20 protein-coding genes and 1 tRNA gene are annotated in these 25219 nt (G+C 60.0%); 10 read left to right on the top strand and 11 right to left on the bottom strand.

Annotated features, from left to right (window positions below):
* Positions 1-4: 4 nt before the first annotated feature.
* The 3 genes from HMPREF2614_RS02165 to HMPREF2614_RS02155 form a co-directional block, all read right to left on the bottom strand.
* Positions 5-901: a hypothetical protein gene (locus tag HMPREF2614_RS02165; protein ID WP_038627288.1), complete on the bottom strand. Its 897-nt coding sequence runs from the start codon at positions 899-901 to the stop codon at positions 5-7.
* Positions 894-1634, bottom strand: a complete 741-nt coding sequence (locus HMPREF2614_RS02160; RefSeq protein WP_070559999.1) for a hypothetical protein — start codon at positions 1632-1634, stop codon at positions 894-896. The genes HMPREF2614_RS02165 and HMPREF2614_RS02160 overlap by 8 nt, the downstream gene beginning before the upstream one ends.
* Before the next feature lie 440 nt (positions 1635-2074).
* A tRNA-Ser gene (locus tag HMPREF2614_RS02155) sits at positions 2075-2159 on the bottom strand.
* A 198-nt stretch (positions 2160-2357) separates the two neighbouring features.
* Here HMPREF2614_RS02155 and HMPREF2614_RS02150 point away from each other — a divergent pair.
* Entirely contained in the window at positions 2358-3326 is a 969-nt protein-coding gene (locus HMPREF2614_RS02150; RefSeq protein ID WP_038627285.1) for an NAD(P)H-quinone oxidoreductase, read from the top strand.
* A gap of 16 nt (positions 3327-3342) precedes the next feature.
* Here HMPREF2614_RS02150 and HMPREF2614_RS02145 read toward each other — a convergent pair whose 3' ends face one another.
* Positions 3343-4611 carry an aminotransferase class V-fold PLP-dependent enzyme gene (locus HMPREF2614_RS02145; RefSeq protein ID WP_038627283.1) on the bottom strand — a complete coding sequence of 423 codons (1269 nt, stop codon included), beginning with the start codon at positions 4609-4611 and terminating at the stop codon, positions 3343-3345.
* Positions 4612-5082: 471 nt separating this feature from the next.
* Between HMPREF2614_RS02145 and HMPREF2614_RS02140 the strand changes: the two genes are divergently transcribed.
* The 3 genes from HMPREF2614_RS02140 to HMPREF2614_RS02130 all read left to right on the top strand — a co-directional run bounded on the left by HMPREF2614_RS02140 (position 5083) and on the right by HMPREF2614_RS02130 (position 8140).
* A complete protein-coding gene (locus HMPREF2614_RS02140) occupies positions 5083-6051 on the top strand; it encodes a galactan export ABC transporter permease subunit Wzm/RfbD (protein ID WP_038627281.1) in 969 nt (322 codons plus the stop codon).
* Positions 6052-6097: 46 nt separating this feature from the next.
* Positions 6098-6880: a galactan export ABC transporter ATP-binding subunit Wzt/RfbE gene (locus tag HMPREF2614_RS02135; RefSeq protein WP_070559997.1), complete on the top strand. Its 783-nt coding sequence runs from the start codon at positions 6098-6100 to the stop codon at positions 6878-6880.
* 153 nt (positions 6881-7033) lie between these two features.
* Positions 7034-8140: a glycosyltransferase gene (locus tag HMPREF2614_RS02130; RefSeq protein WP_049181268.1), complete on the top strand. Its 1107-nt coding sequence runs from the start codon at positions 7034-7036 to the stop codon at positions 8138-8140.
* A gap of 496 nt (positions 8141-8636) precedes the next feature.
* Here the strand turns inward: HMPREF2614_RS02130 and HMPREF2614_RS02125 are convergent, their stop codons facing one another.
* The 6 genes from HMPREF2614_RS02125 to HMPREF2614_RS02100 form a co-directional block, all read right to left on the bottom strand.
* The gene (locus HMPREF2614_RS02125) at positions 8637-9767 is read right to left on the bottom strand and encodes a PDDEXK family nuclease (RefSeq protein WP_038627277.1); all 1131 of its coding nucleotides are present in this window, start codon (positions 9765-9767) and stop codon (positions 8637-8639) included.
* Between the two features lie 166 nt (positions 9768-9933).
* Positions 9934-10599: a hypothetical protein gene (locus HMPREF2614_RS02120; RefSeq protein ID WP_141737462.1), complete on the bottom strand. Its 666-nt coding sequence runs from the start codon at positions 10597-10599 to the stop codon at positions 9934-9936.
* A 16-nt stretch (positions 10600-10615) separates the two neighbouring features.
* Positions 10616-12538, bottom strand: a complete 1923-nt coding sequence (locus HMPREF2614_RS02115) for a glycosyltransferase (protein WP_038627274.1) — start codon at positions 12536-12538, stop codon at positions 10616-10618.
* Positions 12539-12556: 18 nt separating this feature from the next.
* On the bottom strand, positions 12557-13090 hold the full coding sequence (locus HMPREF2614_RS02110; protein WP_038627272.1) for a GtrA family protein: 534 nt from the start codon (positions 13088-13090) through the stop codon (positions 12557-12559).
* Between the two features lie 78 nt (positions 13091-13168).
* Entirely contained in the window at positions 13169-14152 is a 984-nt protein-coding gene (locus tag HMPREF2614_RS02105) for a plasmid pRiA4b ORF-3 family protein (protein WP_038627270.1), read from the bottom strand.
* Positions 14153-14203: 51 nt separating this feature from the next.
* Positions 14204-14824 (bottom strand): hypothetical protein, encoded by a 621-nt coding sequence (locus HMPREF2614_RS02100; protein ID WP_235191222.1) that lies wholly within the window; start codon positions 14822-14824, stop codon positions 14204-14206.
* Between the two features lie 52 nt (positions 14825-14876).
* On the opposite strand from HMPREF2614_RS02100, the gene HMPREF2614_RS02095 reads away from it, so the two are divergent.
* The 6 genes from HMPREF2614_RS02095 to HMPREF2614_RS02070 all read left to right on the top strand — a co-directional run bounded on the left by HMPREF2614_RS02095 (position 14877) and on the right by HMPREF2614_RS02070 (position 24206).
* On the top strand, positions 14877-15104 hold the full coding sequence (locus tag HMPREF2614_RS02095) for a hypothetical protein (RefSeq protein ID WP_038627265.1): 228 nt from the start codon (positions 14877-14879) through the stop codon (positions 15102-15104).
* Positions 15105-15217: 113 nt separating this feature from the next.
* Positions 15218-16687 (top strand): decaprenylphosphoryl-beta-D-ribose oxidase, encoded by a 1470-nt coding sequence (locus HMPREF2614_RS02090; RefSeq protein ID WP_005510894.1) that lies wholly within the window; start codon positions 15218-15220, stop codon positions 16685-16687.
* 25 nt (positions 16688-16712) lie between these two features.
* The gene (locus tag HMPREF2614_RS02085; RefSeq protein ID WP_005510898.1) at positions 16713-17474 is read left to right on the top strand and encodes a decaprenylphospho-beta-D-erythro-pentofuranosid-2-ulose 2-reductase; all 762 of its coding nucleotides are present in this window, start codon (positions 16713-16715) and stop codon (positions 17472-17474) included.
* Between the two features lie 110 nt (positions 17475-17584).
* Complete coding sequence (locus HMPREF2614_RS02080) at positions 17585-19606, top strand: galactan 5-O-arabinofuranosyltransferase (RefSeq protein WP_070559995.1); 2022 nt, start codon at positions 17585-17587, stop codon at positions 19604-19606.
* A 132-nt stretch (positions 19607-19738) separates the two neighbouring features.
* Positions 19739-23137, top strand: a complete 3399-nt coding sequence (locus HMPREF2614_RS02075) for an arabinosyltransferase domain-containing protein (protein ID WP_070559993.1) — start codon at positions 19739-19741, stop codon at positions 23135-23137.
* Between the two features lie 40 nt (positions 23138-23177).
* Complete coding sequence (locus HMPREF2614_RS02070) at positions 23178-24206, top strand: TIGR00730 family Rossman fold protein (protein WP_070559991.1); 1029 nt, start codon at positions 23178-23180, stop codon at positions 24204-24206.
* Positions 24207-24238: 32 nt separating this feature from the next.
* Here HMPREF2614_RS02070 and HMPREF2614_RS02065 read toward each other — a convergent pair whose 3' ends face one another.
* The gene (locus tag HMPREF2614_RS02065) at positions 24239-25204 is read right to left on the bottom strand and encodes a glycoside hydrolase family 25 protein (protein ID WP_070559988.1); all 966 of its coding nucleotides are present in this window, start codon (positions 25202-25204) and stop codon (positions 24239-24241) included.
* Positions 25205-25219 lie beyond the last annotated feature (15 nt).

The raw sequence follows: 25219 nt of genomic DNA, 5'->3' as shown, positions 1-25219 counted from the left end.
TCAGCTAGCAGGTGCCGGCGCGGCCAGTGGTTGCGCCACCACTGCGCTCAATCGCCTTTGCGATGCGGTCGAGCATCTGCTGGCCGGTCTCATAGGTGCCGTCGTCAGGCTGGGCTGCGATAGCGACACCAACGAAGGTGCCCGGCTTCTTGCCCGGCAGATAGCCGAACTGCCGCACAAGGTAGACGCCTTCATCATCGGGGCCCCAACCGCCCTTGAAGTGGGCACCGCGGATGCGTCCGAGGCCGTAGGACTGCTCGTCGGCAATCTGCCCCATGAGGTCAGCAACCTTTGGGCCCTCCTCGATGCACTGCAAATTGGCGCCGAAAACGGCTTGGTCGCGCAAATCCCACTGCGTCTGTCCGAAGACGGTGTATTGCGCGCGGATGCGGTCAGTGCCCATGACGGTGCGGGTGTCGTGGCCCTCTCGAAGGATTTTATTGGTGGTCTCGCCTGCGGTCGCGTCATCTCCCAGGGAGTACCACATGGACTCAGCCGCGTCGTTGTCGGAAACCGTGATTGCAGATTCCACCTGCGCGTCCACGCCCAATTGGCGCACATAAGCCACTGCGATTGGCACCTTGGAGGTAGACCAGGCCGGACCAGTTTTGAAATCCCCCGTGGAAACCACTTCGGAATCTTTATCCGGCGTTGCCAGAGCGGCGCCGGCCAAACCACCGAATTCCTTTTGCGCGGACTTCACGGCCTCGACAACTTCGCGAGGCATCTCACCGGGCACAACTTTCCCGCCGGAGGATGCGCCTCCGGGGCCGTCGTCAAGCGAATTGGACAGCGTCGGCGAGGGCATCGACGAGTCGGAGTTGGTGCCGATGGTGCAGGCGCTAAGACCGAGCGTGACGACGGCGGTTGCGGCCAGAGCTACTCGGAGACGTTTAGACAATGTGCACCGTCGCATTCGTACCGCCGGTGCAGGTGACAACCTCACCGTTATCGCGGCAGGTCATGGTGTAAGTCTTGCCAGTTGTTGGGCTGCTAGCGGTGACAGTACCGTTGAGCTTCTTCGTAAGTTGGTACTGCTCAACGAAGGAATTGCGCACGTTGGTGGCAAACGGGCAGGTTGTCGTGTTACCTCCGACATTTTCTGCATATACCAAGTTCAAATCACCCGAATCACCCGAGCCGGAGCAGTGGCGCCAACTCGATGGCGGCTGGAATCCCTCAGCGCGACGCTTCTTCTCAGCGGTCGACGACGTGGAGGAATCCTCAGTTCTAGCGGACTGAACCGACTGGGATGAGTTGCTGCCGGCTGAATTCACTCCCTTCGAATCGGAGAAGTAGAAGAAGGCCATTGCGCCGGCGAGGAGGGAAACCGCAACGAGCGCCAGGACAATAACCGCGATGGTCAGCCCCTTATTGTCATTGCTCGGTGCAGCAGCCGGCCCAGCTTGCGGGCCAGGGACATAGGGGGCGGGGCGGTACGGTTCAGGCTGCTGGGACTGTTGATACTGCTGCAGATACTGCGCTTGCCCCTCAGCCTGCTCCCACTGTGCCCCATCCACAGCGCTCCACGCATTTGCCGGCGTATCTGCAGAGGGCTGATCATCTGACGCGTCCGGATTTATGCTCCACTCACCGAACGAGTCGTCCGAGTGGTTGCTCCGATTCGTTGCCATTGTTCGACCTTTTCCCTCAATACCGTCCGCCAGTTTGACGCTGGGTTTGTATTACAGCAAGACCGAGCTTACCGGTTTTGGCAAATTGCCCGTATTGTTTCAGGCCACAACGGTTTCGGGTCCATGTCATGCAGCTTTTCCACCGAGTGCCCCGGGTTGAAGTGGATTTCAGTTCCTGTATTCAACGAACCGTCGGCAATCGCGTCGGCGCCCCCTTGGCGATGGTGTCATTGACCACCAGTTCCTGAGCATGTGCGATACTGCCGAATCCCGCACATGTCCGCGCATGTCATACCTGCGGCCGGAGAGAATGCAGCAATGCGCGCAATACCGCGGTTACGTACGGTACGACTATCCGTCGCTGACCCCACCACATACGCCAATTTTGAAGACAAATGAAGAAACCCCCCAGTAGAACAACTACCGAGGGTTTCCATCTGCGGAAGCAGGGGGATTTGAACCCCCGGAGGTGTGACCCTCGCTGGTTTTCAAGACCAGTGCATTCGGCCGCTCTGCCATACTTCCAACGACAACATCATAACCGCATACCGCCGTGAGGCAGCAAACGCCCTCATAACACCCCTTGCCAGCACCTTTCGCTAGTCTTCTCATCCCAAACCACACCCCAAGCATCCACCTCTACAGACATAACTATTTTTGCTAATTGCAAAAGAGCTTGAAATACCGCGTGCATAACCAGTTTTTGCATTACCTTTGAAGACTATGAAGGCAATCATTCAGACTGATCTTTCCAACCCCCGCGCCCTGGAATGGGCCGATGCTCCGGAACCGACTCTCGAGGATGGGCAGGTGCTGGTCAAGGTCAAGGCCGCTGGAGTAAACCGCGCTGACCTGCTGCAGGCCGCTGGCCACTACCCGCCACCGAAAGGCGTGACCGACACCCTCGGCCTGGAGTGCGCGGGTGTCATTGAAGAGGTCAAGGGCGACTCTCAGGGCTGGAAAGTCGGCGACGAGGTCTGCTGCCTTCTCTCCGGTGGCGCTTACGCCGAAAAGGTCGCAGTCCCGGCCGGCCAGATTCTCCCACTGCCACATGGCTACTCCTTCACCGAGGCCGCATCTATCGTCGAGGTTGCCTGCACGGTGTTCTCGAATGTCGTGATGATTGCCGGCCTAAAGGAAGGCGATCTACTACTGGTTCACGGTGGCGCGGGTGGCATCGGCACTTTCGCTATTCAGATGGCCAAGCAGCTGGGCGCTCGCGTCGCAGTCACCGCCGGGTCGGCGGAGAAGCTGGCTAAGTGCAAAGAGCTCGGCGCCGACATCCTCATCAATTACAAAGAAGAGGACTTCGAGGAAATCGTCACAGCTGAGGGCGGTGCCAATGTCATTCTGGACATCATGGGCGCAAAGTACCTCGACCGAAACGTCAAGGCCCTGGCGAAGGACGGCCACCTGGTCATCATCGGCATGCAGGGCGGCGTAAAGGGCGAGCTCAACATCGGCCGCCTGCTGAGCAAGCGCGGCTCCATTACCGCCACCGGCCTGCGCTACCGCGATCTAGCTGACAAGGCTCGCATCGTCAACGCCACAGAGGACACCATCTGGCCAATGCTTGCCGACGGCACCGTCACCCCTCAAATTCATGAGGTCATGGATATGCGCGACGCGGCCAAGGCCCACGAACTGCTCGACAGTGGCGCGGTCAGCGGCAAGATTGTGCTGACCGTCTAGTTAGCTGACCGCCTAGTTAACCGAGCGAGGCAACTGCGCGCACAAGCTGGTCAATGTCGTGCGGTGTATTGAACGGCTGGAGGCCGACTCTCACGGCACCTCCAGCCTCAGCGATGCCCATGGCCTCCAGCAGTGGCGATTCGTATGCATCAACAATGCTGGTCACCAGGCCATTATCCAGCAGCCTATCCACGACCACCTTCGCCGACACCCCATCGACGAGGAAGCTAACGCGCGGAATGTGCTGTGCTCGCGACACACTCGCGAAAGAATCATCTTCGGTATCCATGCCGATGATGTACACCCGCGGCAGGGTCATCAGCGCCGCAATCAGGCGCTCCGACAACGTCGTCAAGTAGCGAGAAACCTGCGGCATCGCCGTTTCAATGCGGTGCCTACGCGACCCCCTCGCCGTGCTATCCAGCGATGCCAGGTGCAGCACCGATTCCGACACCCCACCGAGCAGTGCCGGCGACACCGGGGAAACCTCAATCCGCTCGACGCCGCGCGCATTCGGCACATAGCTTAACGACGTCATGCGCTCGAACATCTCGGGATCCTTGAACACCAAAGCTGCGACCTCAGGCCCGCCCAGCACGGAGGCGTCAACCAGCATGATGTCGGCGCCCAGCTTGCTCATCGACACGTCGCGGTAGGCAACAATATCCGAGACATCGACCAACACCCAGGCGTTGGAGTGCTCATGCACCCGCCGAGAAATGTCAGCTACCGGCGCAATGGTGCCAACGAATGGATCCGCGGCCGGGACGACAACAAGGCGAGTGCCCTCGTCTACAAGTTCGTCGAACTGCCAGGAGGGCAACGTACCCGAGGACAAGTCAGCCTCAGCAATGCGGACTTGAGCCCCGTAGAGATTGGCTGCCCGGCGTAGTGGTGCGTGTACGACCTGCGAACCGATGCGAGAAATCACCAGGTTAGAGCCGAGCGTCAAGCGTCGACTCATTGCGGAGGTGAACTGCTCCATGAGCACCTCACGCGAAGAACCCAACACCACACCGGCGACCGGACCGCCAGTGAGGTCTGCAAAAGCCCGGCGCGCACTGGCGGTTAGTTCCGCTGCAGCGGGCACCCCCGAGCTGCGCGACTGGCCATGAGCCCCCGCCCCAGTCTCACCTGGAAGGGACTTCTGCGCATTGCGAAATGCAGAAATCATCGCAGCCTGAACACGTTCGGGCACCTGGGTGCGTTGACCCGCATTGAGGTATGTCCACCCGTCGGAAAGCGACGAGTAAGCACCCCTGGTTGTAGGCACATCGAAGGCCATGAAAACCCTTTCCCGGTTTTGAATTCAAGCTGCGATATCTATTTCAGAATTAACCGTGCAATCACCCACGAATCGAGTGTCCATGCCTCGAACCGTGTATCGCTTGCACATCTTAGTTGGAGCCAATTCTATCGAAGCAACCCCCTATAGGATAATCTTTATCCCTTTTTAGTAGTTGCTTAAAATTGGCTGAACTTTTCCTGCCTGTAGCCATGCGCAAGCACTCCCGATGCGTGAATCATATGCACCAGCCGCAGACCATAAAGCAGTTACAGCGGCGATTGTATGTAAGTTTTCCAGAGTCACATAACCAATCACATAACCAGTTGTGAAACCAGCCTCAGAAGCACCACGTAACCACCAATGACAACCATCCCACGCGACCGTCGTTCGCCGTCATGACGTGGAATAATGGCTCGCCCGGCGCTGTCGGTATTCAATCTAATCCGCCCTTGCTAGTAGTTTGGAGACGTGACTAACGCAGAAAATGATTGCCAATCCGCAGACGCAGCCGACCAGTCTGCCGATACTGTGCGCAATGGCTCCGCTCTCCGCACGGAGGAAACCCTCCGCCGCGACATTGCGCGAATGGTTGACGCAACGGGTGAGGCACCGGCTTTCAAGTCGCGTTCCCGTACCATGGGCGCTGCCTGGCGGGATCTGGCTACCGGCTTTGGCCAGCGCGAACTGTGGCTGCAACTGGGCTGGCAGGACATCAAGCAGCGGTACCGTCGCTCCACGCTTGGCCCGCTGTGGATCACCATTGCCACCGGCGCAATGGCCCTGGCTCTCGGCCTGCTGTACTCGCTGCTGTTCCAGCAGGACCTGGCGTTCTTCCTGCCGCACGTGACCGTTGGTCTGATTATCTGGGGCTTCATCTCCGGCTGCGTGCGCGAGGGCGCAACCGTCTTCATTGAAAATGAAGGCCTCATCAAACAGTTGCCCAGTGCGCTGAGTGTTCACGTCTACAGGCTGGTGTGGCGTCAGTTGCTTTTCCTGGCCCACAACATGGTGATCTGGCTGATTCTCGTGCTGGTCTTCCGTCCGGATTTGGGCTGGAACTTCTTCCTGGTCATCCCCGCGATGGCGCTGCTGGTGGTCAACGGTGTGTGGGTGACGATGTTCTTCGGCATCATCGCTACGCGCTACCGCGACGTGGCACCACTGCTGGATTCCCTAATTCAGCTGGTGTTTTACATGACTCCGATTGTGTGGACCACCAAGACACTGGAGGAACAGGGCGGTGCCGTCGCCGAACGCGCACGCATCGCAGAGATCAATCCCCTGTTCCACTACCTGGAAATCATCCGCGCCCCACTGACCGGCCAGCCGGTGGATACCTACCACTGGTGGGTCGTCCTTGCCTGCACCGCAGTTGGCCTGCTGCTGGCACTCGGGGCCATGCGCCTGTGGCGCTCCCGCGTGAGCTACTGGGTTTAGGCCGCAAAGGCCGTCGTAAAGCGAATAGAACTAGCAAGGGATAAGCATGGTCAGCATTGATACTTACAACGCGTGCGTTGACTTCCCCATTTTCGACGCCAAATCGCGGTCGATGAAGAAGGCGTTCCTCGGCGCCGCGGGTGGTGCGATTGGCCGCAATGACTCCAATGTCGTGGTCATTGAGGCGCTGAAGGACATCAACATCCATCTGTGTGAGGGCGACCGCGTCGGCTTGGTAGGCCACAACGGAGCGGGTAAGTCCACGCTGCTGCGACTACTGTCGGGAATCTATGAGCCCACGCGCGGTGCCGCCGATGTGCGCGGGCGTGTGGCTCCGGTGTTCGACCTCGGTGTCGGCATGGACCCGGAGATCTCCGGCCTGGAAAACATCATCATCCGTGGCCTGTTCCTGGGGCAGACGCGCAAGCAGATGAAATCCAAGCTCGACGAAATCGCAGAATTCACCGAACTCGGCGATTACCTGCACATGCCCTTGCGCACTTACTCCACCGGTATGCGCGTGCGTCTGGCGCTCGGTGTGGTCACGTCCATTGAGCCGGAGATTCTGCTTCTCGACGAAGGCATCGGAGCCGTCGACGCCGCATTCATGGCGAAGGCCCGAACGAAGTTGACCGAATTGGTCGACCGCTCCGGTCTGCTGGTGTTTGCGTCGCACTCGAATGAATTCCTGGCGCAGCTGTGTGACACGGCACTGTGGATTGATCACGGTACGGTTCGACAGGCAGGGCTTGTCGACGAAGTGGTCGAAGCCTACGAAGGTAAAGAGGCCGCCGACCAGGTGCGCAACGTGCTCGCGCAGCGCAGGTAGCAGCTTCGCGGGGAGCTGGGCGCGGGTCCATAGTGGCCAAGCGGGCGGCTCGCGAGCAGATTGCGGGCGGAGCGGGTGGTTGGCGAATTGCTCACCCGGAGCAACATGGCAAGATAGACAGCAATAAAAACAGTAATAAACGGTACGTCCCCGATGGAGAACGAAGTGAGCGAAAACTCGGCTGACCACCCAAAGCACGATGAGGCAGCAACGGCCGCAATCGTGGTGACTCACAACCGCATCGAGGACCTGCGTCAATCGCTTCCCATCGTTGCCAGCCAGACCCACATGCCGAAATGGCTCATCATCGTCGACAACGGCAACGACCCGAAGGTCAAGGAGCTCGCTGAGCAGGTGGCGGCGCAGCAGTCGTCGGAAAGCGGATCGGCGCCGGAAATTCACTACCTCGGCTCCAAGACGAACCTGGGCGGCGCTGGTGGTTTCGCACTGGGCATGCTGACTGCGCTGTCGCTGGGCGCGGAGTGGATTTGGTGCGCCGATGATGACGGGCGCCCGGAGGACTCCTACGTGCTGAAGGCGCTGCACAGCTGCGCGCGACGTCACCAGCTCGACGCTGTCTCGCCGGTGGTCTGCGACATTAAGGCCCCGAACAAGCTGGCATTCCCCCTGCGCCGCGGGCTGGTGTGGCGCCGTCATCGCGAAGAGCTTTTCGAAAGCGGCATCAACCCCAAACTCCCGGAAGTACGCGACTCCGAGGGCACGAAGTGGTTCACCAACTTCGCAGATCAGAAGGCTGCGACCGGGCTCGAACTGCCTAGCGACCTCGAGACCATCGACGGCAACCACGACCTCCTGCCCGGCATCGCATCCCTGTTCAACGGCGCGCTGTTTAGCGCCCGCTCGCTGGAACAGCTCGGCGTTCCCGACTACCGCCTATTCATCCGCGGCGACGAGGTCGAATTCCACCGCCGCCTGGTCCGCTCCGGCCTCCGGTTCGGCACATGCTTGACGACGGCCTACCTGCACCCCTCCGGCTCGGGTGAATTTGTGCCCATTCTCGGCGGCAAGATGCACACGCAGTACCCGACCAATGACTTCAAGCGCTACTTCACCTACCGCAACCGCGGCTACCTGATGAGCCAGCCCGGCATGCGCAAGCTCATGCCACAGGAGTTCCTGCGCTTCGGCTGGTTCTTCCTGGTCCAGCGTCGCGATGTCCGCGGCTTCTACCGCTGGTTCAAGCTTTTAAAGCAGGGGCGCGCAGAGAACTTCGAGCGCTTCGATCCGAAGTCGAAGTAGTTCGGGCTGGGGCGCTGGGGAGGGCGCTGGGGCTGCTTGCTGGGGGGCTGGCTGGGGGGCTGGCTGGCGTTGCGGCGCTGGGGCTGGTGGGGCCGAGGTTGCGCTGGCCTGCATATTTGACCTCGCCCGGGTCATCTAGTCCGCATTTCGAGTGCTCAGCTCGCAAAAGCGTTACCTAACCCCTGGTTCCCTTCTACTCCACTGACATATCGATGAGGTATTCACTCATCGATGCGCTACAGCCTGCGCATAAGTGAATAGTCCTACGATAAGTGCGCGGGCCAGGACAACAGCGTGGCCATAAGTCCTGAAATGTCATCGACAAGTGGCGGGAAGTTGGCCATAAGTGAGCACGACGGCCAAAAAGCGTCGATGAGTCTTGAAAACCGTCGATGAGTGAAGTGAAACTGGCTATAAGTCGCTGGAAATCCGAGCCAGCCCGCTCGAAATCGTTCCAAGTCCGGTCAGCACAATTGCGACAGGTCAGCAACTGAACCTAGCTGGAGTCGCGAGAGGTCGGTGCATTTTCCAGAAGCTGCAAACGCTGCTTACGCTGCTGGATTCTGGACTCACGGAGCTGCCGATCTTTATACGGGACAGTGGCTTGACGAAAACGCCCAACTTCGGACGAAAATACCAACCCACCTGCCTGAATGCGCTGCCTCTGCCGAATAGCGAACTGTCGCAAGACCTCCACGCAGTCCCCATTAATGACCTGTGACCATTGGAAGCGGAGTACATCTAAGTGGAGGTTCCTCAGACGCTTCTCACGAGCTTGCTCCTCCAGAAGTACAGTCTCCGTAGCCGCTACCCCACCACCGGAATACTTAGTCAGCCCATCGAACTCAATGATCAAATTCAGATGAGGCACATAGAAATCGACGCGCCCAATGAATCCTTCACTGTCATAGAACTCGACTTGCTGCATGAGCACGCATTTTTCGTCGTAAAGCGTGGCAATTCCTGAGTCGATTATGCATTTCTTTGTGATTGACTCACCGATGGTTTCGCTGTGTTCACTGGCAGTTCCGAGTAGCTCACGGGCACGACGGGTTCCCGGCGAGCGTGGGTAATTTGTGAGGACCGTATGCAATTCTTCGAGCTCACACCACTGCCGTAGTGCGGTGTCAACGATGATTGGCCCGTTTTCGGACTCGGCGGAGCGGCAGATATCGATGACGGTTTTCGGCACATCGGTAACGTAGCGCCCACCAATGCGAACGATGTCTTGTTCGAGAATCTTGCCACCGACATGGCGCAATCCGCCGCCGGGTCGGCGCAGGCCGGAATTGGCAAGCGCGATTGTGGCATTTCGAACAAGCAACGGGATGCCATGCAGCGCAGCGGCTGCTTCGCCTGTGATAACTGTCCCGGAGCCCGGTTTGACCAGTGCCTTTATCTGCAGTTGAAAACGTTCGAATGCTGACAAAGCATTCCAGCGAGAGCAATCAATGTAGGTGCCATACGCCAGCCTGAGCAGGGATTTATCTCGAATATTTGTGCTTTCGACGTGCCCGTGCAGATTATCCAGCTCTGACTTGGCACTGACATATTCACAAGGATGCTTGATTTGCTTCTGCGCAGCGGCCTGAATAAGGCCATCGGAATCGTAAGTCCAGGTAGGCATTGGTTTGGACACACTCCCCGAGGTCGGCTACAGGCATTCACACATTGGAATTAGTGCCTTCATTTATGGCCGACTCCGTGAAAATTGGCAGCAGAAAAGCCGCCGAATTGCCCTTATCTGTGGACAATTTGGCGACTGTGGATAACTGCGTAGAAGCTAATTCAGGCTAATTCCGCGGCGCATTCTCGAGGACGATTCCAGAAGGAACTCCCGGGTCAGATGGCCAGTAGTATTCGTCATCGGCGAAGGTAATTGTTGTGCGCTCACCATCGTTGTGCAGAGCGGGATTAATCACGGCTGTCTTAATCTCGCGCGTATCCGGCCCGCCTTGCCCAGATAGCTTCGCCGTTACCTCGGTCGGTTGATCCAAAACCAAGATGGCATAGGGGCCTTTATCCTGCGCACCAGGATTTGGGTCCTGTCGCTGCTCATAGGCAAGAACCTCCGCTCTGGTCTGAAACACTTTCACGGTTCCCGTGAGCGAATTGGCTCCAGACGTTGTCGCCGAAGAATCCGAGTCCGAAGTCCCGGACGCTCGCGAATGAGACCCCGAATCAGACCCAGACCCCGAGGCCTGCTGCCCCGACGTCGGATTCGGGCCACCATCGTCCCCAACACTGCCGCCAGCACCGTTGTCATCAGCAGCCACGGCATTGCTTTCGCTTGACGACGACACACTGCCCTCGGCAACCCCCGCACCACTATTTCGATCCCTGGAGACCTGGAGGGAAAGGAACAGCGCCAACCCCAGGACAATTAGGACCAACAACACCAATATGGCGATGAGCTGTTTGCGCGTCTTGTCACCTGGGTTAGACGTGGGCGAAGGCATAGTCATGACCGTAAAGCTACTCGCCTTGGAAGAACTTTTCCCAGTTGTCTTCGCTGGTCAAAGATGGCACGGCAGCACGCCACTGCTTCGCCAGGTCGTCCCACTTGGAGGACAGTTCGCGCATGAGGCTGATGGTCTCGGCACGCATGGACTTTTCCTTATCCAGGTCGCGGACCAGGTGACGCACACCGTTCTGGGAAGCATCGGTGACCCAGACATCGTCGAAGGTGGAAATGTGCCACCAGAAGGCGTCCTCGAAGGCCACAGCCACCGGACCCGGGCGCTTCTTGCCCATCTGGGTGTACGCAAGCCGCTTTGCCATCGTCTTGTTTTCGCTGGAGATTTCGTGTGACGGTGGGCGAACCGGAGTCAGACCACCCGGCATCTCGTGCATCGGCAGCAGCTCGGTCTCCGGGAAGTTCTTTCGACCAGCAGAAATGCGTGCGAAGTCGCCCTGCGATGCGTTCTTCAGCACCTCCGGGCCACGCAGCAGGTCACGAACAGCTTCCATCTGCGTCCAGGCCAGGCCGTAGCGCATAGAGACCAGGTTCGAGAGGATTCGTCGTGAAGCGACGTTGACCATGTCCTTCGCGGTGACGTCGCCGTGCATGGTGGCGGCGATGAGGGAGTTGCGCAGGCCGAAGTACTGGGCGGCGTTTTCGATGTCCTTCCAATAGAAATCGGCGTGCCAGACGGCTGCGCCCGGAATGGTGTCGGTCGGGTAACCGGCCTTGGCAGCACGGAAACCGTAGTCGATGTCGTCGTACTGGAAGAACAGCGGCAGCGCCAGGCCAATCTTTTTAATGACCTCGGACGGCACCAGGCAGGTCCACCAGGCGTTGTAGTCAACACCCAGGCGACGCAGCTGGTGGTACTTGCGCACGTCCACGTCGGCGTAACCGAACTTGGGGTCGTTCTCCTCGACGGTCAGCGCCTTCCAGTTGTAGGTCTCGCCGGTGCGGAAGAGACTGGTCGGGTTGAACAGGAAGAGCATCTGCGCGCCGAGCAGCATCGGCTTTTCCGCGCACACGGCCAGAGCGGATAGGCGCAGGGTGGTTTCGGGTTCGGGCCGGATGTCGTCGTCGGTAAGCAGCACCATGCAGTCGCCCGCAGCGGTGGCATCGCGCATGCCGCGGGAGAAACCGCCGGCGCCGCCGAGGTTCGGCTGGTGGACGACGTTCAGGCGCTCGCCGAGGATCTCCTTGGCCCAGATGAAGTCAGCTTCGTCGGCTGGGTGCTGTTCGCCCTGGTCAACGACACGGATGGTGCGAACGCGCTCAAGGGCTGGCAGGTCCTCAGCCAGCGTGGCGACGGTTCGAGCACAGTCAACCGGTCGGTTGTAAGAACAAATGACCAGGTCAGTCGGAATATCACGCTTGATAGCCGACTTGGGCACAACATAGCGGACATCGGAAATCTTTGCGCCTGCGTCCTCGGTGTCGAAGCGCAGGTGAATGGCACCGCCATCGGCGAAGCGGTCCAGCGGGACGGTCAGGCGCACCTCTTCATTGGCAGAACCCGACATCGGCGAGTGTTCACCGGTCCAGTTGCCGTCGGCATCCGAGCCGCCCGCTGCCCAGGAGTCCTCCAAGCGGAGGTGGCCCCCAATATCCTCGGTGTAGGCCAGCACACGCGCGGAACCGACCACGCGCGCGCGGATTTCGACCTGCTTAATTGAGGTCCAGCGCTGCCAGTAAGAGGCTCTGAAGCGACCGAAGTAGGTGTCAGTGCGCACTACGGTGTGGCGACCGAGCGTGATCGAGTTACGGGTGGCCTGCACCGAGCTGTCGTAGGCGCCAACGCCTTCGACTCGGTAGTACAAATCCGGCTCCACCCAGTCTGCGGGCGGAGCAAACAGCACGCGCTGAATAGTCAGCATGTCAACATCGGTTTCGGCGGTCAGCTGAGTGGATTCCTTATTAGAAGCAGTCGAAGTCACGTCCCCCAGCGTATCGCGCTATTTCACACGGAAGATGAATACACGCTGAATGATGAAGTTAATTACCGTCGCAACGCCCTGCGCGACAACGAATGCGCCGAACTGTGCCCACTGCGCGTTCCAGCCCCAGGATTCGACGAGCCAGGGCTGCAACACGTTGAAAATACCGACCTGCGTGGCGTAAGTGATCAGGTACAGCACCGCAACTGCCAGCACCTTCTTCGCCGAGGACTTCGCCTTGAAGGTCCAGCGGCTGTTAATGATGTACGCCGTAATCGTGCCGAAAACCCAGCCGACCGTCTTGCCCCAGAAGTTGGTCGCCCCGAAGACGTTGAGCATGATGAACGTCAGGCCGAAGTCCACCACCGCCGCGATGACGCCGGAGATGATAAAGCGCATCATCTGCACTTTCAGTCCGTGCTCGTCCTTGGTCTCCGTCGCCATCGGCACTGCGGCCGAGTCCTCTACGACAAAGCCATTTTCGTGGGAGCCGTTTCCGAGCTTGCCGTTTTCACGGTTCGTGTTTTCATTTGCTGTTTCATTCGCTGACACGCCTAGAAATTCTAGGCCACCGGCCAGCTAACAAACAGCCAGCGCGAACATGAAGAGGCAATAAAGAGGAGAAACGAACTAACGCCGCAGCGCCTCACGCAGCAGATCCAGCCGCTCCACTGGCGAGAGCGCATCCTCCCCAGCTAGGCCCAACGCACTCATCTCCGCCCAGCTAGCCGCCGCCAATTCCTCCACATCCTCGCCGGATAGCGGGATGCCCTCGTCGCTCTCCCAACCGAGGCGCTCCATGACATGCGCCGCCACATCATGCCGCAGCTCATCCGAGGTCAGCGCCGCCAAACACAGCAGCTCCACCAACGCCGCATCGTGCCCGGCTGGGTCTTTCTCGGCGTCCTCTATAGGCAATGCACGCAATCGCTTGACGACGCTCTCCCCCGCCTCCCCGGTCAATTCCAGCGCGGTTGATTCCGACCTCTGCAGGTCCAGAGCCTGTAACAGGGGCACGAATTCAAACACCCCCGACCTCTCGATGATGTCCACGACATCGGCACGAGCGGTGGCCAACGTATTTTGAATAGAGTCCCGTCCGGTCAATTCCCTATTGATTGCGGCAATATCTACCGGCTCCTCCGCGTCCACATCCCCCAGTGCGCGGATAGCACCCGAGCCACCGATGCACAGGGCATCCGGTGTGGCCTCATCGCGGGCAAAAGCTTCTCTGACCTGCAAGGTATGTTCCCACAGGCCCCACTGCCAGATAAGGGTATCGCCGGGACTTTGCAGCACCTCGGCAACTGTGGTGGATAAGGGAACATCGACGACTTCGCCCGCTGCGGGTCTGCCGCCAGTCACCAGCTGCGCCACAGACTCCACCGCAGAGCCGGGCAAATGGAACTTCGTCGGCACGCTTTCGTCGCCCCACCCAAAGATGACCGCTAACACGCGGGACAGGCTTCGCAGATCCATCTGGTCATTGACCCCGAAGACGCGGTGGGCACTGCACGGTTCTTCCTCTAAAGAGGCACCGATAATGAGCGTGGCCGGTTCCGTGGCCACGCGAACGCCTGGGAAGGCGACTACGTTATCGGTCTGTGCTGCCATACTTCACAGCGTACGCAGGAAAAACAAGGTGGCCTGGATAGCAAAAACTCGCTACAATGCGCGCGTTTTTACCAGCGGAATCTGGCGCGGCTCCGCGCCCCACGGCTCTGCCAAGTACTTGCGACGCAGGCGCTGCGACTCCACAGCCATCCACTGCGCCACCAGCTCTTCTACCCCGCGGGCAAGCCCCAGCACCGGTCCTGCGACTTTTTCGCCAACATGCGGAAAATCAATGACCTCCACGTCGTTGACCTTGGGAAACCGCGGCTCCGTCAGATTTCCCTTGCCGGGCTTGGCCTTCTCTTCCTTCGCGGCGGCGCGCAGCTGTCCGATGTGGTCACGAATACCGGCCACCGATGCTGGCAGGTCCACCACCGTGGCCCCCGCCTGCTCAATCGCCTGCGATAGCAGGTCCGCCCCCTCAGCCCCCTCAGCACTCTCAGCTGAAGCGTCACCGTCACCATCGCCCGCGGTCACAGTTGCAACAAAGCAACCGGTGAGCAGATTGGTGGCGGTCTCCAGGGCTCCGTCGTCAAGCGGATCCACCAGCCATGCACCCGACAACCTCTCGCCTGCAAAGGACGGCGAGAGCTCCACATGCCAAATGACAACGGGCGATGTGGAACTACATACGGCAAGGGTCTGCGGAGTAGCAGCGGGCGTGGACGTCATGAGGTTGATGGTATCGCGAGTGACGGATTCGAAGCGGGGTAGCCTGTATCGCATGTTCGACTTTTTTAAGAAGAAGCCGCGCGAAACCATCAACATGGCCGCCGAGTACACCAATACCCCGCTGTCGAACCAGATGGTCATGCTGTTCGCCGAGGAACTGCCCATCCTCGACAGCACAGAGCGCGCACAGGTCTACCGCGCACTCGAGGCCTACGACGGCCCGCAGATCACCTCGCAGGAAATGCTGCCGGAAGAGATCCGAAAAATTATGGATCTATAGCCCCTCCGTACATTTCGCTCGCTTTCCGACGGCCCGTGCGCGGCCTCAAGCGTGACCAACACCTCGGAGCGTCACGGGCGACGGAGCCGGTGCAAGGGGGTAGCCTAGCCTTGATGTCCACTAACACTAACGGCAAGTCCAGCACCGATGCTTCGAACGGTGCCTACGGAGCCGTACACACAGAAGCCAGGACCCTAACCGGTTGGGGTCGTACTGCCCCCGCTAAGTCCCAGGTGCTGTCGACGCCGGACTTGGATGAAATCGTTAACGCCGTCAAGGCTGTCGCAGACCAGAACTCCGACAAGCCTGCCCACCTGCGCCGCGGTGTGATTGCCCGCGGTATGGGCCGCTCCTACGGCGACCCCGCCCAGAACTCGGGCGGTCTTGTCATCGACATGCAGAAGCTCAACAAGATTCACTCCATTGATCAGGAGTCGGCGATTGTTGATGTCGACGGCGGTGTCACGCTGGATCAGCTGATGAAGGCTGCACTGCCCTACGGCCTGTGGGTACCGGTACTGCCGGGTACTCGCCAGGTGACCATCGGTGGTGCCATTGGTCCGGATATTCACGGTAAGAACCACCACTCCGCAGGTTCTTTCGGCAACCATGTGCTGTCGATGGAGCTGCTGGTCGCTGACGGCCGCATCCTGCACCTCGAGCCGGAGGGCTCCGCAGATGATCCGGACGGCAAGCTGTTCTGGGCAACTGTCGGCGGCATGGGCCTGACCGGCATTATTGTCCGCGCTCGGATCAAGATGACCAAGACCGAGACGGCCTACTTCATCGCCGATGGCGACATGACCCACACTCTGGACGAGACCATCGAGTTCCACTCCGATGGCTCCGAGGAGAACTTCACTTACTCCTCCGCGTGGTTCGATGCCATCTCGCCGGAGCCGAAGCTGGGACGCGCCGCAATCTCCCGCGGTTCGCTGGCAACCCTGGCTCAGCTGGAGGAATACGCCCCGAAGCTGGCCAAGGACCCGCTGAAGTTCAACGCTCCGCAGCTGGTGACCGTGCCGGATATCTTCCCGTCCTTCACCATGAACAAGCTGACCATGATCAGCATTGGTGAGCTGTGGTGGCTGAAGTCCGGTACCTACCGGAACCAGGTGCAGAACCTCACGCAGTTCTACCAGCCACTGGATCTCATCGGTGAGTGGAACCGCGGCTATGGCTCCAAGGGCTTCCTGCAGTACCAGTTCGTTGTTCCGCGCGAGGCCGTCGAGCCGTTCAAGGAGATTGTCCGCGATATCCAGCGCTCCGGCCACTACTCGGCACTGAATGTGTTCAAGCTGTTCGGCGAGGGTAACCGCGCTCCGCTGTCTTACCCGATGCCGGGTTGGAACGTCTGCGTGGACTTCCCAATCAAGCCGGGTCTCGGCCAGTTCCTGGACGACCTCGACCGTCGCGTCATGGAGTTCGGTGGCCGCCTCTACCTGGCCAAGGAGTCGCGCACTTCCGCCGCTAACTTCCACCAGATGTACCCCGAGATGCAGAGCTGGCTGGACACCCGCAATGAGATCGACCCGCACGGTGTCTTCGCCTCTGACATGTCTCGTCGCCTGGAACTGCACTAAGACAACCGAGAGGATTTGAGCCCCAATGATTAATGCTGTAGGCGCTGCCCAGTCCATCCTGCTGCTCGGCGGCACCAGTGAAATCGGTCTGGCGATCACCGCCGAGTTCCTGAAGAAGGGCCCGGCCAAGGTCATCCTGGCTTCCCTGCCAAACGATCCGCTGCGCGAGGCCTCCGCTGAGAAGATGAAGGCCGCCGGCGCTTCCGAGGTGGTCACCCTCGACTTCGACGCAACGGACTTCGACTCCCACCCGGAGGTCGTCGATAAGGCATTTGCCGACGGCGACGTGGACATCTGCATCGTCGCGTTCGGCATGCTTGGCGACGCCGAGGAGCTCTGGCAGAACCAGCGCAAGGCTGTCCTGGCTGCGAACATCAACTACACCGGCGCGGTGTCGATGGGTGTTCTGGTTGGTCAGAAGTTCAAGGCACAGGGTCATGGCCAGTTCATTGCCATGTCCTCCGTTGCTGGTGAGCGCGTGCGTCGCTCCAACTTTGTCTACGGTTCCACCAAGGCCGGTCTGGATGGTTTCTACCTGAACCTGGGTGAGGCCCTGGAGGAGTACGGTGTCAAGACCCTGGTTATCCGCCCTGGTCAGGTCCGTACCCGTATGTCCGCTGACGTGGACGAGGCTCCGTTGACCGTGAACAAGGAAGATGTCGCCAAGCTCGCAGTGAAATCCGTCGAGGCCGGTAAGACCCTGGTCTGGGCTCCGCCGGCATTCCAGCTAGTGATGATGGTGCTGAAGCACATCCCGCGCCCGATCTTCAAGAAGCTGCCGATTTAAAAGTGGGGTTCGAGGGACTCGATAGAACTCGGCAGGGCTTGACGGGCTGACGTACCCACCTTTAGCTCCGCCGTTCGTCGGAGTCCGGTTCCTGTGCAAAACTTGAGGGCATGGTAGACAAGCAGGCCGAAACCTCGAGCGCTGACACCACGGGTGCCGACAACACTAGCGCCAACACAACGGGCGAACGATCCTATAGTGAGCTGGTTGACGAAGATCGCTACGAGATCTTCAATGATGACCAGCTCTCCCTCAAGGCTGCCCTCCTCTACCTGGTCGCAGCGCTTGTGGGCGGTTCGGTTATCGCTCTAGCGTCCTGGTTTGTGTTCCACCGCCTGTCACTGCCGGCCTTTGGCGGCTCGCAGCTGACCAGAGCGGTCGCAACAGCGCTGATTGTCATCACGCTGACGCTCACCACCGTCCTGCTGTATTTCTTCGCCACCAAGGGCAAAGACAATCGCCCCAGGTGGCTAACGTGGTTGACGTACCTGATGGCTTACATGTCACCGGCCATTCTGGTGGTCTCTGCCGTCGGCCTGCCGCTGGGCTCGACCAAGCTGTGGTTAGACGGTCTGTCTGTCGACCAGGAGTTCCGCACTGAATACCTCACCAGGATGGCCGCGGAGCCTGGCCTGCATGACATGTCGTACATCGACATCCCGTCTTTCTACCCCGCTGGTTGGTTCTTCCTGGGCGGACGCCTGGCCAATATCCTGGGCATTGCCGGCTGGGAGGTCTTCCAGCCCTGGGCGTTGATGACACTCGCCGCTGCTGGCTGTGTTTTGGTTCCGGTGTGGCAACGCCTGAGTGGCTCCCTGCCAGTAGCCACTGGCATTGCGCTGACAACCACGGCCGTCGCCCTGGCCACTGTCGCCGATGAGCCCTACGCCGCAGTCGTTGCTATGGGTCTTCCGGCGATGACCGTGATGGCCTGGCGCGGTCTCACCGGCGCTTGGTCCGCCATGTTTGGCGTGCTCGTCTTCCTGGGTATTTCTGCGACTTTCTACACTCTTTACACTGCCGTAGGCGCGCTTATTGTGGTCGTGTTGGCCGTGATCGCGTGGACGTCGTCAAGCTCGTGGATGCCTGTAGTGCGCCTGATCATAATGGGCGTGGGATCGATGCTGATTGCGGCGACGGTGTGGGGTCCGTACATGCTGGCGGTTGCGGCGGGGGCACCGCGCTCGGGCGCGACAGCGACGCATTACCTGCCGCCAGAGGGCGCGCAGCTGCCTTTGCCGATGCTCGCTGCCAGCGTGATCGGTGTGCTGTGTTTCATCGGTGTCGTGCGCATGCTGGTCAGCGCCACAGAACCGGATGCGCGCGCGCTCGGCCTGGGCACGCTGGTGCTCTACGGCTGGGTAGTGGCCTCGATGGTGGCGACACTGCTCGGACGCACGCTGCTGGGATTTCGCCTCACCGCACCGATTACGTTCATGTTGATCGCGGCTGGTGTGGTCGCGCTTGCCGACGCCCGTCTCAACGGCATCGAGAAGTACTGGCCGCAGACGGCACCAGCTCACATTGCCAAGCGTGTTTCCGCGGTAATGGCGGCAGTCTTGTTGCTGGCGGGCATTGGCTACGCACAGTCGATTCCGAATAAGTTGCATGGCTCCATCGACTTGGCGCATACCGACACCGACGGTAACGGCGAGCGCGCGGACCGATTCCCACCGAATGCCGGGGCGTGGTACTCAGCGGTGGACCAAACGCTGAAGGAGGCTGGGCTCGATCCGGCCCAGACAGTGGTGCTGACGGATGAGAAGAATTTCCAGGCACTCTATCCCTGGTACGGATTCCAGGCACTGACCAGCCACTACGCTAACCCTCTGGGTGAGTTTGACCGCCGTAATCAGGCGTTGGAGGAATGGTCGGAGATTCGCGACCCCGATGAGCTCGTGCAGGCAATGGACGAAACGCCGTGGCGCGGACCAGATGCCATTGTGCTGCGGGGCGAGGTTGAGACGCCTGATGGCGAGGATGCCGCTCCGCTGACGTTGGACATCGCGGATGATATCTATCCGAACAATCCGAATGTGGTCTTCCGAAGCCTGAATTTTGCCCGCTCTGCATTTGAGAAGCACTGGGAGCTAAACCAGGTCGGCCCGTTTGTAGTGGCGGTTCGCAAATAGGTATTGGCAAGTCGATATTGAGCGGCTATCCCCTGCCGCAAACGTGATTCCTGTTACTAATGTGGAAACTGTGATGTAACTTTCGCGTTGCAAACTCAAAGAAAAAGGCCAATTACCGTAGTATCTTTCCTTGTGACTGCCGAAACTAAAGAAATCAAAGAAAGTGTCGACGGTTCACCCGAAGTGACCATCGACCGCGTGGAGAGACCGCCTATGGACGGCCCCTCTCCTACGACACTGACTCGTTGGACAGCGATTATCGCTGGAATCGTCGGTTTCATTTGCTTTGTCATCACACCGTTCCTCCCGGTCGTGAATACTCAGTCCTCCGTGTCTTGGCCTCAGCGCGACACACTGAACTCAGTGGATGCGCCACTCATGGCGCAGGCACCGTTGGACCTGAGCGTCGATTTGCCTCTGTCGCTGACGGATGAGCTTTCCGACAAGCGGACAACCCTATTGTCGACTATCCCGCCGACCGCGGATAAGCCGACCAAACGGGGCTTGATGGTGCGTTCGGGCAAGGACGGCCTCGACGTCATTCTGCGCGATAGCGTGGTGATGAGCCTGGATAAGAAGGAGCTTGCCAGCAACAAGAGCAAGATCCTGGAGATCCGCTCAAACGAGCATGAGACCACCGTCAACATCGACGGTGGTAAGAATGCCGATGGCGAGAAGCTCACCGCGGTCGTACACGGCGATTACCGTCCGCAGGTCACCGGTATCTACACTGACCTGCCCGCTGACGGCGACGCGGCCAAGGCCGTAGCCGATGGACTCGATGTCCACATGAACATCGACTCCCGCTACACCTCACACCCGACAGTGGTGAAGTACATCGTCATGTACTTGGGTCTGCTTCTGACGCTGGCTTCTCTGGTCGCGTTAGCTCGCATTGACCGTATCGACGGTTCCTCCTTCACTCCGCTGTTCAAGCGCGGTGCGTTGAAGCCGACTCCGCTGGACATCCTGGTTGGCACGATTTTGGTTGTTTGGCACTTCATCGGTGGCAACACTTCCGATGACGGTTACATCTTCACCATGGCGCGCGTCTCCGACGAGTCGGGCTACATGGCGAACTACTACCGTTGGTTCGGCGCTCCTGAGTCACCGTTCGGCAGCCCCTACTACGACCTGCTGTCGCTGATGGTGAAGGTGTCCACCTCATCTCTGTGGATGCGCCTGCCTGCGCTGCTGTCCGCACTGCTGGTGTGGTTCATTATCTCCCGCATGGTTATCCCGCGCCTCGGCGACCAGATTGCCCAGCGCCGGGTGGCCTACTGGTCTGCTGCCGGTGTGCTGCTGGCCTTCTGGCTGCCGTACAACAACGGACTGCGCCCGGAGCCGGTCATTGCTCTGGGTTCTTTGCTGACCTGGGTCTTCATCGAGCGCGCAATTCTGACTCGACGCCTACTGCCGGCTGCAGTTGCCGTGGTTATCGCCACGCTGGCCCTAGGCTCGGGCCCAACGGGCCTAATGGCAGTTGCTGCCCTGCTCGCAGGCATCCCGATGCTGGTGCGCATTGTCGTTGAGCGCCATAAGGCTCTCGGTGGTGGATGGCAGGCCCCACTGATGCAGATTGCACCATTCCTGGCCGCGGGCACCGCCATCTTGGTCGGTGTCTTCGGCGACCAGACTTTGGCCACGGTCCGCGAGTCCATTCGCGTCCGCAGCATCATCGGCCCGTCGGAGCCTTGGTACAACGAGTACGTCCGCTACTACTGGCTGGTGCTGCAGTCGGTCGACGGCGCCTTCCCACGTCGTTTCCCGGTTCTGATTGCACTGGCGTGCTTGAGCATCACGATTGCCGCGCTGCTTCGTCACCGCACCGTTCCGGGGGCTCTGGCCGGTCCGTCGGCACGCCTGGTGTTCATGTTCATCGGCACCATGTTCTTCCTGACCTTCACGCCGACAAAGTGGACGCACCACTTCGGCGTATACGCGGGCATCGCGGCTTCCCTGGCAGCACTTGCCGCCATGGCCATTAGCCATTGGGTAGCAGGTAACCCGCGCAACCAGCTGTTCTTTGCCGGTGGTTTCACCTTCATCCTCGCTTTCTCGCTGATGGGTATTAACGGCTGGTGGTATGTGTCGTCCTACGGTGTGCCGTGGTTCGACAAGACCATTCAGCTGCGCGGCCACCAGCTGGGTTCAGCAGTATTGGCTCTGGCCTTGCTACTGCTGCTGGCTGGTGCAGTAATGAACTTCGTCCAGGAGTTCCGTACCAAGTCGAAGTCGCAGGAAAAGTCGGCACGCGTGCGCCGCATCAATGCAGTTGCATCGTCCCCGATTGCGGTGACGACACTGTTGGTGACGATGTTCATGGTGGCTTCGCTGGGCAAGGGCGCAGTATCGCAGTACCCGGCCTACTCTGTCGCCGCGGGTAATATCCGCTCCTTGACTGGTCAGACATGTAATCTAGCGAGCGATGTGCTGATGGAAACCGATCCGAACGATGGCTTCCTAAATACCGTCGATGGCAAGCCGCTAGCGGAATCGCTGCGCGGTGGCGGCAAGAGCCGTGGCTTCGACCCGAACGGCGTCCCGTCAAACATGAAGGCCGAAGCTGTGGACACCAGCCAGAGCCAGGCAAGTACTGCCGACACTGATGATCAATCTTCTGATCCGGAAGCCACAGTTGAGGGCGGTTCCGCGTCGGGCACCGACGGCGGTAAGCGCGCCGACAAGGGTGTCAACGGCTCGCAGGTCGAGCTGCCATTTGGCTTGAATCCGGATAAGGTGCCGGTGCTTGGCTCCTACTCCGAGGACATTCAGCGTCCGGCAAGCCTGGAAACTTCCTGGTTCCAGCTGCCTGAGATTGACGAGGACCACCCGCTACTCGTCGTATCGGCGGCCGGCCGTATCTTCCACCACGACATCAACGGTGTGGCTCAGCCGGGTCGCAAGCTGGTGGCACAGTACGGTCGCAAGGGCGGCGACGAGGGCGGCTTCGAGGTCCTCTCCGAGTCGGAGCCGATTGATATCGGTCCTGCTCCGACCTGGCGTAACCTGCGCTTCCTGACCGAGGAGATCCCAGAGGGAGCCACCGCTGTGCGACTGGTCGCGGAGGACAATGATGTCTCCGAGGATCAGTGGCTGGCGCTGACCCCGCCTCGCCTGGCCGAACTGCAGTCGATGACTGATGTCATCTCACCGGAAACTGCGACTATCCCGGACTGGCCGGTTGCCTTCCAGTTCCCGTGCCAGCGTCCGTTCGACCACTACGCCGGTGTCGCGGAACTTCCGGAGTACCGCATCACTCCGGACCGTGGTCTGAAGGTCGTCGGCGCAGATGTCTGGCAGTCGGTCGATGGCGGTGGTCCGCTCGGATTCTCCGACGCTGTGAATGAGGCTACGTCTGTACCGACTTACCTCAAGAACGACTGGCGCCGCGACTGGGGTTCCGTCGAGAAGCTCTCGCCGCGTCCGAATAAGGACAAGGTCAAGCCGGATGTCGCCGAAATTGAGTATGAAGATATCACTCGCTCGGGTCTATACTCGCCCGGGAAGATGATTGTGAAGGATCCCTAGGCGAAAGAGCCTCGGCGCTTCCTTCACCTAAGGAGCCCGCGTGACTGCACAAACCCGTTCCATCGTTGTCGCCGCAATGGTTGTGACTGACCCGGTGGGGCGGGTTTTGTGCGTTCGTAAGCGGGGTACGGATACGTTCATGCTGCCCGGCGGCAAGTTCGAGCCGGGTGAGTCCGTCGATGCCCCGGAGGTCACCGCCGCTCGCGAGGTCTCCGAGGAACTCGGCGTGGACATCGACCTTTCGCTGTTGCGTCCGTGGAATATCGCCCGTGCAGCCGCCGCCAACGAGGCGGGCTTCGAGGTCGTCGGCCACCATGTGCGCTATGTCGGAGAGTTCACCGATGAACTGGCGAACGTTCAGCCCCATGCCGAGATTGAAGAGGTCCGCTGGCTCGACCCCTGGCTGCCGACCGGGAAAATCGCCCCTATGCTGGCCGAGACCACTCTGCCGAAGCTCCGTGAAGAGCTGCCGCAGCTTGCCGCTGGCCGTGAACAGCCACAGCGCGCACTGTCATCACTGACTGTTTTCTGCGGCTCCGGTTTCGGCAACGATCCCGCCTGGCGCGTCACCGCCGAACGCCTCGGCCAGACACTCGCGAAAAATCGAGTGGAGCTCGTCTACGGTGGCGCGGCGATTGGTCTTATGGGCACGGTTGCTAACGCAGCGCTTGACGACGGCGGCAGTGTCACCGGTGTCATCCCCGAGGTCCTGGTCAAGAAGGAAATCGCCCATCCGCGGCTGACTCACCTGGAAACTGTTGCGACTATGGCCGATCGAAAGTCGCGCATGTATGAGCTCGGCGATGCTTTTGTTGCGCTCCCCGGCGGTGCGGGCACACTGGAAGAGTTCTTCGAGGTGTGGACCCAGCAGCACCTGGGGATTCATGCCAAGCCGGTGGCGTTGCTGGGACCTTCGGGCTTCTGGGAGCCCCTGCTGGTGCTACTGCGCAATGTTGTGGATGCGGGCTTTGTGCGGCCGGAGCTTCTCGATGCGCTTATCGTCGTCGACGACGTCGACAAACTCCTGCCTGCGTTGATTGCGTGGCGTGCGGGGCGGACGAAGTTTTAGCCTGTTCCCAGCCCCCCCCCCACAACACATCACTAGTGAGCAGCAGCCAGCTGCTGCAGCTCGGCTTCGGTGCCGTTGAAGACATCCTCATCGACGATGGTCGGGATGCCATCGATGCGGCCGGTGGAGGAACGCTGCCAGAAGGTCATGCTCTCCCAACCGCCCGGCAGCGAGGTCGGAGCGCTGTCTTGGTAGGCGGCGAGCCACAACGGGTAGTCGGTGAAGTCGGTCGAGTTACCCATTGGGTTCTGCCAGAACCAACGGTAGGTGTAAATCATCGGGGTTTCGCCGGTCTTTTCCTCGACGCGCTCGAGGAAGTCCTTGGTCCACTTTTGCAGCTGGGTCGGGTTGAGGCCGTTGTCCAGCTCGATGTCCAGCACAGGTGGCAATGTCTTGTCCGTGGAGATTTGCTCATCGCGCTGCTGCAGTGCTTCCACATATTGATCGGCCTGCTCGGTTGCGGAGCGATCCGGATGCGCCTTGTGGTAGCTGCCCACGTACAGACCGGCCTTAGCTGCGGCGATGGAGTCCTCGAGGAAGTACTTCTGGTCGCCTTCGACACCATCAGTGGCCTTGATGAAAGCGAACTTCTGGCCGCTGGCTGCGACCTCGTCCCACTTCAGCGCGACACCACCTGGGCGCTGCCACTTGGAGACGTCCACACCAGTCGGCCCCATGTAGAAGCCGGTGCGCGCCGAGTTCGACGATGCGCTGGTGGCTGAACCGGTTGACGAACCGTTGGCATCAGAGCCCTGCGACTCCTGAACATCCGACGCAAGCGGCGCATCGGTGATGCTCGGTGATTCAGTCAAAAAGTCGAGCGACCCCTTGGAATCAGCAGCGGACGGGTTGGAGTGTGCAGATGCATCCTGGGGTTGCGCGTCAGCCGGTGCAATAACGCCCAAGGTCAGCGGCGCAACGGCCACGATACCCGCCAAAGTGGCGCGGCCCGGGCGTCGCTTCAGCACCGCGGTCGCGGAGAGTGGAAGAAAATTCATGGTTTGCACCTTACC

The organism is Corynebacterium sp. HMSC074C11, assembly GCF_001809455.1.
GTDB classification, from domain to species: Bacteria; Actinomycetota; Actinomycetes; order Mycobacteriales; family Mycobacteriaceae; genus Corynebacterium; species Corynebacterium amycolatum.
This window is presented reverse-complemented; position numbering and strand designations above follow the sequence as displayed.

What these genes read in the sequence shown, in the direction of transcription:
- HMPREF2614_RS02095 (WP_038627265.1), top strand. Translation starts at nt 14,877, where the DNA reads ATGTTCGACTTTTTTAAGAAGAAGCCGCGCGAAACCATCAACATGGCC.
- HMPREF2614_RS02080 (WP_070559995.1), top strand. Translation starts at nt 17,585, where the DNA reads ATGGTAGACAAGCAGGCCGAAACCTCGAGCGCTGACACCACGGGTGCC.
- HMPREF2614_RS02090 (WP_005510894.1), top strand. Translation starts at nt 15,218, where the DNA reads ATGTCCACTAACACTAACGGCAAGTCCAGCACCGATGCTTCGAACGGT.
- HMPREF2614_RS02105 (WP_038627270.1), bottom strand. Translation starts at nt 14,152, where the DNA reads ATGGCAGCACAGACCGATAACGTAGTCGCCTTCCCAGGCGTTCGCGTG.
- HMPREF2614_RS02100 (WP_235191222.1), bottom strand. Translation starts at nt 14,824, where the DNA reads ATGACGTCCACGCCCGCTGCTACTCCGCAGACCCTTGCCGTATGTAGT.
- HMPREF2614_RS02065 (WP_070559988.1), bottom strand. Translation starts at nt 25,204, where the DNA reads ATGAATTTTCTTCCACTCTCCGCGACCGCGGTGCTGAAGCGACGCCCG.
- HMPREF2614_RS02125 (WP_038627277.1), bottom strand. Translation starts at nt 9,767, where the DNA reads ATGCCTACCTGGACTTACGATTCCGATGGCCTTATTCAGGCCGCTGCG.
- HMPREF2614_RS02145 (WP_038627283.1), bottom strand. Translation starts at nt 4,611, where the DNA reads ATGGCCTTCGATGTGCCTACAACCAGGGGTGCTTACTCGTCGCTTTCC.
- HMPREF2614_RS02130 (WP_049181268.1), top strand. Translation starts at nt 7,034, where the DNA reads ATGGAGAACGAAGTGAGCGAAAACTCGGCTGACCACCCAAAGCACGAT.
- HMPREF2614_RS02085 (WP_005510898.1), top strand. Translation starts at nt 16,713, where the DNA reads ATGATTAATGCTGTAGGCGCTGCCCAGTCCATCCTGCTGCTCGGCGGC.
- HMPREF2614_RS02120 (WP_141737462.1), bottom strand. Translation starts at nt 10,599, where the DNA reads ATGCCTTCGCCCACGTCTAACCCAGGTGACAAGACGCGCAAACAGCTC.
- HMPREF2614_RS02150 (WP_038627285.1), top strand. Translation starts at nt 2,358, where the DNA reads ATGAAGGCAATCATTCAGACTGATCTTTCCAACCCCCGCGCCCTGGAA.
- HMPREF2614_RS02160 (WP_070559999.1), bottom strand. Translation starts at nt 1,634, where the DNA reads ATGGCAACGAATCGGAGCAACCACTCGGACGACTCGTTCGGTGAGTGG.
- HMPREF2614_RS02135 (WP_070559997.1), top strand. Translation starts at nt 6,098, where the DNA reads ATGGTCAGCATTGATACTTACAACGCGTGCGTTGACTTCCCCATTTTC.